The 8,842-nt window shown below is 70.0% G+C and carries 9 protein-coding genes and 1 pseudogene; 1 reads left to right on the forward strand and 9 read right to left on the reverse strand.

Going from position 1 to position 8,842, the window contains the following annotated elements:
- The 3 genes and pseudogenes from VIB55_RS01785 to VIB55_RS01795 form a co-directional block, all read right to left on the reverse strand.
- Positions 1-796 (reverse strand): annotated as a pseudogene (locus VIB55_RS01785) (phosphomannomutase); the annotation flags it as partial.
- Positions 797-875: 79 nt separating this feature from the next.
- The gene (locus VIB55_RS01790; RefSeq protein WP_331874947.1) at positions 876-1,259 is read right to left on the reverse strand and encodes a RidA family protein; all 384 of its coding nucleotides are present in this window, start codon (positions 1,257-1,259) and stop codon (positions 876-878) included.
- Positions 1,260-1,303: 44 nt separating this feature from the next.
- Positions 1,304-2,311 (reverse strand): bifunctional heptose 7-phosphate kinase/heptose 1-phosphate adenyltransferase, encoded by a 1,008-nt coding sequence (locus VIB55_RS01795; RefSeq protein ID WP_331874948.1) that lies wholly within the window; start codon positions 2,309-2,311, stop codon positions 1,304-1,306.
- Between the two features lie 221 nt (positions 2,312-2,532).
- Between VIB55_RS01795 and VIB55_RS01800 the strand changes: the two genes are divergently transcribed.
- Positions 2,533-3,147, forward strand: coding sequence for a nitroreductase family protein (locus VIB55_RS01800; RefSeq protein ID WP_349262979.1), 615 nt, complete (start codon positions 2,533-2,535; stop codon positions 3,145-3,147).
- 82 nt (positions 3,148-3,229) lie between these two features.
- Here the strand turns inward: VIB55_RS01800 and VIB55_RS01805 are convergent, their stop codons facing one another.
- The 6 genes from VIB55_RS01805 to VIB55_RS01830 form a co-directional block, all read right to left on the reverse strand.
- Positions 3,230-3,481: a hypothetical protein gene (locus VIB55_RS01805; protein ID WP_331874950.1), complete on the reverse strand. Its 252-nt coding sequence runs from the start codon at positions 3,479-3,481 to the stop codon at positions 3,230-3,232.
- Positions 3,482-3,636: 155 nt separating this feature from the next.
- Positions 3,637-4,620 carry an electron transfer flavoprotein subunit alpha/FixB family protein gene (locus VIB55_RS01810; protein ID WP_331874951.1) on the reverse strand — a complete coding sequence of 328 codons (984 nt, stop codon included), beginning with the start codon at positions 4,618-4,620 and terminating at the stop codon, positions 3,637-3,639.
- 20 nt (positions 4,621-4,640) lie between these two features.
- A complete protein-coding gene (locus VIB55_RS01815; RefSeq protein ID WP_331874952.1) occupies positions 4,641-5,390 on the reverse strand; it encodes an electron transfer flavoprotein subunit beta/FixA family protein in 750 nt (249 codons plus the stop codon).
- 127 nt (positions 5,391-5,517) lie between these two features.
- Complete coding sequence (locus VIB55_RS01820) at positions 5,518-6,732, reverse strand: S8 family peptidase (RefSeq protein WP_331874953.1); 1,215 nt, start codon at positions 6,730-6,732, stop codon at positions 5,518-5,520.
- A gap of 774 nt (positions 6,733-7,506) precedes the next feature.
- The gene (locus tag VIB55_RS01825; protein WP_331874954.1) at positions 7,507-8,367 is read right to left on the reverse strand and encodes a DUF4037 domain-containing protein; all 861 of its coding nucleotides are present in this window, start codon (positions 8,365-8,367) and stop codon (positions 7,507-7,509) included.
- A 16-nt stretch (positions 8,368-8,383) separates the two neighbouring features.
- Positions 8,384-8,842: hypothetical protein (locus VIB55_RS01830; RefSeq protein ID WP_331874955.1), on the reverse strand; the 459-nt coding region annotated here is incomplete at its 5' end.

The following is an 8,842-nucleotide window of genomic DNA, read 5'->3' on the forward strand; positions in this document are numbered from 1 at the left end:
GGAGGAGGAGGGTGTCGCCGCGCACGATCCCGCCGCGCTCGTCCACGGCGCCGATGCGGTCGGCGTCGCCGTCGAAGGCCACGCCCAGGTCGGCACCGGTCTCCTTCACCTTGGCGATGATGTCCACCAGGTTCTTGTCCACCACCGGGTCCGGGTGGTGGTTGGGGAAGGTGCCATCGGACTCGCAGAAGATGGGGATCACTTCCACGTTCGGCCCCAGCGCGCGCAGCAGGTCGACAGCGACGATGCTGCCGGTGCCGTTGCCGCAGTCCACGACGACCTTGATCGGCCGCTCGATGGAGAACTTGCCGGCCAGCACCCGCACGTACTCGCCCAGCACCTCGCGGTGCTCCACCACGCCCTCGCCGGACTCGTAATCGCTTTCCGCGATCATCCGGCGGATCTCCTGGATGGCGTCGCCGAAAATGGAGCGCCCGCCCACCGTCATCTTGAAGCCGTTGTACTGCGGCGGGTTGTGCGAGCCCGTCACCTGCAGGCCGCCGTCCAGCCCCCAGTGCGCCACGCTGAAGCTGTGCGCCGGCGTGGGCACCAGGCCCACGTCCACCACGCGCGCGCCCGCGGCCACCATGCCGCGGCTAACGGCGTCGGCCAGCTCGTTGCTGGTCAGGCGGTTGTCGCGGCCCAGCGCCAGCACCGGCTGGTCCTTGCCCAGGCGGCGGCGCGCCAGCGAGGCATAGGCACGGCCGATCTGCTCGGCCACCTGCGCGGTGACGTCGGGGCCCACCACGCCACGGATGTCGTACTGACGGAAGATATGCGGATTGACGGTCGTCATCGGATGCCGGCTCAGGCTTTGGGTCCAGGAAAAAACACGGCGCCCCCCGCCGCCGGGGGGCGCCCGTTCACTGCTACAATTAGCGGTCCAGCAGAACGGCGATGGCCTCGATCTCCACCGCCACGTCGCGCGGAAGCCGCGCCACCTGCACGGTGCTGCGCGCCGGCTTGTGCTCGCCGAAGTGCCGCTCGTACACCTCGTTCATCCCCACGAAGTCGTTCATGTCGCGCAGGAACACCGTCGTCTTCACCACGGTGGAAAGGTCGGCGCCCGCCTCGCGCAGAATGGCGCCGAGGTTCTTCATCACCTGGTCGGTCTGCATGCCGATGTCGCCTTCCACCAGCTGCATGGAGGCGGGATCGAAGGGCACCTGCCCCGCGGTGAACACGAAGCCGTGGGCGATGATCCCCTGGCTGTACGGGCCGATGGCGGCCGGTGCGTCGGCGGTCTGAACTCGTTGCATGGCAGTGCGTGAGTGCGTTGAGTGCGTAAGTGCGGAAGAACGCGTCAGCGGTCTTCCGTGCGCCGGCCGTCGGGCAGCATGGCGCGAAGCTCGTCCGGCGTCACCACGGCCACGCCGTCCTTTCCCACCTCGATGCCGGCCGCCAGGTTCGCCAGCACGGCGGCTTCCTCCATCGTGGCGCCCGCCGCCAAGCCCACGGCGACGAACGCCGTCACCGTGTCGCCCGCGCCGGAAACGTCGTACACCTGCCGCGCGACGGTGGGGATGCGGAGCGTTTCGCCCTGCTCCGAACGCAGCGCCATGCCGTGCTCGCCCAGCGTCAGCAGCAGGTGCCGCGCGCCGACGCGAACGCGTGCTTCCTCCAGCCAGTCGTCGTCGTCCGCGTTCAGCGGCTGGCCGAGGGCGGCGCTCAGCTCCACCGCGTTGGGCTTGAACACCGTCGCCCCGCCGAACTCGAAGAAGTTGCGGAACTTGGGGTCCACCACGCTGGGGATCCCCGCCTGGGCCGCGGCTTCGAGCGCGGCGCGGATGACCGAGGGCACCAGCACGCCCTTGTTGTAGTCTTCCAGCACCAGCGCGTCGCACTCCGCCACCGCCTCGCGCACGGCGCGCGCCAGCTCGTCCGCGCAGTCGCCGCCTACGTCGTCGTCGCGCTCGCGGTCGAACCGTACCACCTGCTGGTGCCGCGCCACCACGCGCGTCTTGGTGGTCGTCGGGCGGCCGGCGTGCTCCACCAGCAGCGGGCGCACGGTGCCGCCCTGCAGCTCCGTCAGCGCGCCGCGCACCTGCAGCCCCGCCGTGTCCGCCCCCACCGTGCCGATGAGCACGCAGTCCACGCCCAGGGCCACGACGTTGGCCGCTACGTTCGCCGCGCCCCCGAGCGCCAGGCGCTCTTCGCTGACCTGCACCACGGGCACGGGGGCCTCGGGCGAGATGCGCGACACCGCGCCGACGAGGTACACGTCGAGCATCAGGTCGCCCACCACCGCCACGCGCAGCCCCCTGCACCGCTCCAGGATCTCTTCCAGCCGCGCGCGTGTCAGCCGCTCCATCCCGCCCTCGTTCAGCCCCCGTGCAGCACCCGGCCACGGCCAGGAAAAGAGGCGGGGAATCTAGACACCCGGCGGAACGGTGTCAAAGGTGGCCCCGGTAGACGGCGCAGGCGATATTATCGCCCGAGTCCCCGGTCCTTCCCTGCCCTGACGCCGCCGACGACGTGAATCACGATCGCGCCTTCGTCCCGCTGGACTTCGCGCGCCTTCCCGAGGCCGAGATGCTGCGCCGCGCGCGCGAGTTCTACGCGGAGATGAACCGGCGGCGTACGACCCGCCACTTCTCGGACCAGGCGGTGCCGCGGGAGATGATCGAGTACGCCATCCGCACAGCGGGGACGGCTCCGTCCGGCGCGCACCAGCAGCCGTGGACCTTCGTGGTAGTGGGCGACGCGGAGATGAAACGGAAGATGCGCGAGGCGGCGGAAGAGGAGGAGCGCGCCAACTACGGCGGACGGATGCCCCCGGAGTGGCTGCACGCCCTGGCGCCGCTCGGGACAGACGCGGTGAAGGAGCACATCACCACCGCGCCGTGGGTGGTGATCCTTTTCCGCCAGCGGCATGGGGTAAATGCGGACGGAAGCCAGCGCACCCACTACTACTCGACAGAAAGCTGCGGCATCGCGGCGGGGCTGTTCATCGCCGCCGTGCACCAGATGGGGCTGGCGACGCTCACCCACACGCCGTCGCCGATGGGCTTCCTTTCCGAGCTGCTGCAGCGTCCGGCGAACGAGAAGCCCTTTCTGCTGATGCCCGTGGGCTATCCCGCCGCCGACGCGCGCGTGCCGGACCTGTCGCGCAAGCCGCTGGACGAGATTTCCACCTGGTTCGAGTAGCGCCGGGAGCGGTGGACGAAAACGGCGCGGGGCCGGACCCAGGGTGAGGTCCGGCCCCGCATTTCGTTGCGCCGTCAGCAGATCAGTCGCGGGCCTTGTCGCGCTTCGACAGCTTGCCGATCTCGATGTGCACGGCCGTGATGTCGCCCGCCAGCTCCGACATTTCTTCGGTGATGTCCAGAATGGCGCGCACACCGTCGCCCCACACCTGGCCCACGTAGCAATCGCCGGCCTTGAAGAGCACCCGCTGCGCTTCTTCGAGCATGTCGACGGCTTCCCAGATGATTTCGCGGGCCTTTTCCAGGTGCTCCGGCGCGGTGAGGTCTTCGCTCATTATGACGTGGGGCAGGTTCGAAAGCGGGGGTGCCCGTCTGTGGAGCTATACGATAGCACGGTGGAACGCGGCGCGCGACTCCCGTCCACAAAGACGGCGAAAGGGACGCGGCGGCGGCCTCGTCCCTCTCCCTCGTGATCACCGGAAGCGACGGCTCACGCCATCATCTTGCGGACCTCTTCCGTCATCCGCGGAAGGATCTCGTTCAGGTCGCCGACGATGCCGTAGTCGGCAACCTTGAAGATGGGCGCCTCGGGGTCCTTGTTGATGGCCACGATGTAGCGCGACGTGCGCATTCCCGCCAGGTGCTGCACGGCCCCGCTGATGCCCACGGCGAAGTACAGCGTGGGCGACACCGTCTTGCCCGTCTGCCCCACCTGCTCGGCGTGCGGGCGCCAGCCGGCGTCCACCACCGCGCGCGACGCGCCGACGGCGCACTTGCCCCCGAACGCCGCGGCCAGGTCGTCGAGCAGCTTGAAGTTCTCGGGCGAGCCCAGCCCGCGGCCGCCGGAAACGATGATGGGCGCCTCGCCCACGTCCAGCTTCTCCGCCGCACCCGCCTTGATCTCGCGGACGATGGCGCCGAAGTCGGCCGTGTTGATGGAAACGTCCAGCGCCTGCACCTCGCCCGCCCTGGCGTTGTCCGTGGGCAGGAACACGTTGGGGCGCAGAGACAGCACGGCGGGCTTGCCCGTGCACGCCACCTGTGCGTTCAGCTTGCCGGCGTACTCGGGGCGGGTGGCCACGATGTCGCCGCCCTGCACGTCGAGCGCGGTGCAGTCGCTGGCGTAGCCCACGCCCAGGCGGGCGGCCACGCGCGGCGCCAGGTCCTTGCCCATGGACGTGGCCGGGAAGAGCGCGGCGTCGCAGCCGTGCTGCTGGATGAAGTTCACGATGACGGTGGTGTAGCCCTCGGCCGAGTAGGTGCCGAACGCCTCGGCCTCGCCCACGAACACCTTGTCGGCGCCCACGCGGCCCAGCTCGGCCGCGGCCCCGCCGATGCCGGAGCCGCCCAGAACGACGGCGTGCACGTCGCTGCCCAGCGCATCGGCCAGCTTGCGGGCGGCGGTCACCACTTCCTGCGAAACCTTGCGGATTTCGCCGTCACGCGTTTCGGCGAACGCGAAAATGCCTGGCATATGATTGGTTCCTCTCGCCTTTAGATGACCTTGGCCTCTTCGCGCAGCAGCCGCAGCAGCGCGGGCACCGCGTCGGCGCCCTCGCCCACGATGCGGCCGGCCTGGCGCTCGGCGGGATAGCTGAGCTTGCGCACCTGCACACCGGAATCGCCCGCGGCGGCGTCCTTCTGCTCCAGCGGCTTCTTCTTGGCCGCCATGATGCCCTTGAGCGACGCGTAGCGCGGCTCGTAGGCACCCTTGGTGAGCGTCAGCGCGCAGGGAATTCGGAGCTCCACCACTTCGTGGCCGCCCTCGATCTCCCGGTTCGCCGTCACCTTGCCGTCGGCCACGCTGAACTCGGTGACCGCGCTGGCGCAGGGAATTCCCAGCAGCTCGGCGGTCATCGGCCCCACGGCCTGCAGATCGTCGTCGATGGCCTTCATCCCGAAGAGCACCAGGTCGTACTCGCGGCCCTTGATCTCCTCGGCCAGGGCGCGCGCGGCGGCCAGGCCCTCGGGCTTGCTGTCGGACTTGAGCAGCACGGCGTCGTCGGCGCCCATGGCCAGGCCGGTGCGCAGGGTCTCCGCGCTCTCGGCGCCGCCCACCGTCATCACCGTCACGCTGCCGGAGCCCGCCGCTTCCTTGTGCTTCAGGGCGGCCTCGACGGCAAACTCGTCGTACGGGTTCAGGACGAACTTGATGCCGGCGGCATCCACGCTCTTTTCGTCGCCGGCGATGCGAACGCGCGCCTCGGTGTCCGGGACGCGCTTCACGCACACGATGCTCTTCACGCGCATCTCCCTTGAGTCGATGGTACGTCCCGGCCGTCCGGCGGCTCGGGAGCCGGGATTATACCGCGACGCGCGTGGATCGGGCAACCCGGCTCCCCCTCCGCGTGGAGAGGGAGCCGGATGGAGATCAGTAGCTGGTGAAGAGCAGCAGGTTGGGGGTGCCCCCGGCGGCGCTCTGGGCGTGGAAGGTGATGCGGCCGACGGTGGCGTTCGTCGCCAGCTCGCTCCGTACGGCGGCGGGTGTGGCTGTGGGGTTGTTCTGGAGGTACATCGCGATCACCCCGGCCACGTACGGCGATGCGACGGACGTTCCCACGGTGGTCACCTGGTCGGTGTCGCTGTCGTCGTCCGCCGTGGTGATGTCTACCCCGGGGGCCAGGATGTCGATGCAGGGGCCGTAGTTGCTGAAGTAGCCCTCGGCGTCGTAGCGGTCGGTGGCGCCCACCGTCACGGCGTTCGGGGCGCCGCCCGGGCTTTCGCCGCAGGCATCGATGGGCACGTGGTTGGCGTCGCCGTTGCCCGCCGCGATCGCGTAGTGCACCCCCGCCGCGATGGAGTTCTCCACCGCGGTGCGCAGCGACTGTACGTTTCCGTACGCCAGGCTCATGTTCACCACCGCCGGGCGCACTGCGTTCGCGGTGAGCCAGTCCACCGCCGCGATGGCCATCGACGCCTGCCCCCCGCCCTGGCAGTTGACCACCCGTCCGGACCACAGCTTCACCTGCTTGGCCGCGCCGTAGGTTACGCCGCCGACGACGCCCGCCACCTGGGTGCCGTGCCCGTTGCAGTCCAGGGCGCCGTTGCGCTTTCCGTACGAGTCGCCCACGAAATCGCCGTTCTTGCCGTTGGGGATGTACTGCGCCCGGCCGGACGGCGCGAACTCCACGTGCGTCTTGCGGATGCCGGAGTCCAGCACGTACGCGTTCACCGTGGCGCCGGTGGCCGTGTACGTGTAGCTGGTGCTCAGGGGCAGGTCGCGCTGGTCCAGGCGGTCCAGCCCCCACGTGGCGTTCGCCTGCGTGGTCGCCACGCCGCCCCACGCGTCCGCTTCGACGTAGGCGACGTTCGGATTGTGCCGCAGAGCGTTCAGCTGCGCCTCGTTCAGCGTTGCCGCGAAGCCGTGGAGCGCCGCGCCGTAGACGAAGCGGGGCGAAACCCCCGCGCTCGCGGCGACTGCCTCGGCGCCCGGGCCCTTCAGCACGACGATGTAGTCCCCCGCCAGCGGCCGGGCGGCTGCCTGGAGGAGCGGGACCGCTCCCGCGCGCGGCTCCGTCGGCGCGGGCGCATCGGTGCACGCCAGCAGGGCGAACGGCAGGAGAAGGAGCAAGGATCGTTGCTTCATGGGGCACCTCGAGGGAATGGGGGTGGGATGAAGTCCGGCACCCATCCCCAAGGCATGACGAGGGCCAAGCGCCACCGCGGATAAAACCCTGATCCAGCAACGATTTGCGATGTAGAATTCGTCGCCTGCCAGTTCGCTTCGGTGCACGCCGCGAGGCTGTGAGCACCATTCCGGTGCGGCACGCCATCCGGGGCGGGGATCGGCGCAAATCACGGCGCACGCCCGGGGGTCCGCACGAGAGATCGAGGCTCGAATGGCTGCCGGTGAATGCCTTTGGAGCCCCCTCCCCCCGGCCCCCGTCCCCCGCTGCGCAGGGGAGGGGGAGACCTGATCCGCGATCCCGCTGGGATCGCGCACACGACTGGCGCCCCTCCCCGAGCGAGGACAGGTGAGGGCCCCACGGCAACCGAGGCCTCGGCTGGGGGGACCGCTGCCGCGCCTCGGTTAGTTCGTGCCCCAGGCTAGATCCTTCGGCCCGCGACGGACGGCGTTCGGGCAGGGTGTCGCGCGGCTGGGCCTCAGGATGACAAGCTGTGAGGCACCAAGGACTTGGGCGCGCCAAGGTCTGGTGTGTACCCCCTCTCCCACGCTGTTTGTGGGAGAGGGTGGACGCGTGTCAGCGCGGACGGGTGAGGGCCCCGCGGCAGCCGTGGCCGCGATGACAGGCTCTGGTGCGGCTCGAAAGTTGGGGAAACGCCCCGGACTGGCACCCTTCCCCCGGGCAGTATGCGGGGGAAGGGTTGGGGATGGGGGGCGCCGGCCGGCACACCCGGATCAGCCTGACGCTCCTGAACCCGGTGTGTCAAAGGCGAGGGCGCGCATCTCGGCCACGAGGTCAGCAACGCCGCGCCGCTGCGTCTCCAGCCCCGCGACGTCCACGGATGGCGGCATCAGGAGTTCCTGCACCCGCCGCGCAAAGCCGGACGGCTGGACGGACAGCTTTTCCATCGCGTGCGCCAGCCGTTTTTCGCCGGGGAAGTACGAGCGGTTGAGCGCGAACACCACCTGGATCAGTGCCTGCAGTACCTGCTGCACGATGGCGGAGGTGTAGATGACGTCGCCGCGCTGGACGGCGGTGCGGTAGTGGAAGTTCTCCGGCCAGAACGCGGCCTCGGGCATGAACCGGTCGAGGATGTTCTGGCGCAGCGCCTCGGGGTAGGTGGCAACGGCGGCCTTCCACCGGGCGAGGACGCCGTGCGGATCGTCCACGACCATCATCGAATGCACGTCCGCGAGCGCGGTGTAGCTCAGGAATCCCATCACTGTCCACACCACGTACTCGCGCCCCACCTCCCCGCCGACGCACGCCCGCAGCGTGCGATCCACTTCGCGCGTGCTTCGCAGCCAGCACTCCACCCGCTGGCCTACGTGCCAGAAGTCCGTCCCGCCCTGCACGAACGGATCGTCCGCGCCCCACGACTCCGGCCGCGCCTCTACGCCGAGCTCGGCCACCACCGCTTCGTCGCGGCGCGCGGCCGGAAGCACCTCGTTCGCGAAAAGGTAGATGTCGACGTCGGAGAGGGAATCGCCGCTCCCCTTGGCGTACGATCCCCCGATCGCGATTCCGTATTCGCCGGCCACCCACGTCCGCAGCATGGGAAGGAGGCTGGCGGCGATCTCCTCGGGGCGGGTCATCCCGAAGCGCGCCCCATCACTGCTCGGGCCGGATGGGCAGGTCGAACTGGCCCCGGCCGATGCTGATGGTGTTCTGCAGCCCGGGATTGTCTGCCCGGACCGCCACCGCCTGGAAGGTGCCCTTGATCCGCAGGCGACTGCGCGAAACCACCTCCACGGCCCCCAGAGCCAGGACGTAGCTCTTGGCCATCAGCTCGGAGGGATCCCGCGTGTTGGGCAGGTCCGTGGCGGCCACGTCCGGAACGAAGATCCCGATGCGGCACTCGGGCGCCGGCTGCTGCTGGCAGAGGGTAGGGTTCAGCTGCAGCGTTCCCTTCTCCGCCTCGCCCAGCAGGAGCGCGAACGCATCCCCCCGCCCCGCCCCGCGCGCCTGGAACGCCACGAGCGCAATGCTCTCCTCCTCGCGCAGGGCGGTGGCGCCGGTTTCCGCCGCCGGCACCGTCCCCGGCTCGGCTTCGATGGCGCCGGTGGCCTG

Source organism: Longimicrobium sp. (assembly GCF_036554565.1).
In the GTDB taxonomy this organism is placed as follows: Bacteria; Gemmatimonadota; Gemmatimonadetes; order Longimicrobiales; family Longimicrobiaceae; genus Longimicrobium.